1 pseudogene is annotated in these 538 nt (G+C 41.6%); it reads left to right on the forward strand.

Features of this window, described 5'->3' with window-relative positions:
- Positions 1-538 (forward strand): annotated as a pseudogene (locus tag R7044_RS27635) (serine/threonine protein kinase); the annotation flags it as partial.

Genomic DNA, 538 nt, shown 5'->3' on the forward strand with positions numbered 1-538 from the left:
CAATCAAGTAAGCACTCTACTCTACTTTCTATTGCTCGTCAGATTAACAGTCATTTGGAGAAATCACGTTACGATAAGGAAGAAGATACCAAGTCTATCTATGAGCTGAAAGAAGAGCTAAACCAGATCCATCAGGACTACCCTTTCGTACCGAGCTCACTTTCTAGTGACGTGTTTGGTAAACACTTAAGTGACGCGTTGAAAGATCGAGATGCAGCGGCATTAGTAACATTGATAAAGGTTGGCAACACGTTCTTCACCAATAGCGATGAACATAAAGCTAACTTAGAGATAAGCAATGCGATGAAAGATGCGGTGCTCGAAATGAAGCTCTATGAAACGGCGATAGATTCGAGCAATCCGTTACCTTTCCCTATCGATGCTGCTCGAATCTTGTATCAAGACGAGTTTGATGGCCTGTACTATCGCCTAAAGCAAGCAAGAACCACTGTACATTTGGATAAGTTAGTTAAAGACGTCGATAAATTCTCTGAAAACTTCCCTGTTGGATTCCAAGATATCAATGACCTACGCTTCC

The sequence above is a fragment of the Vibrio sp. 1402 genome (genome assembly GCF_033340275.1).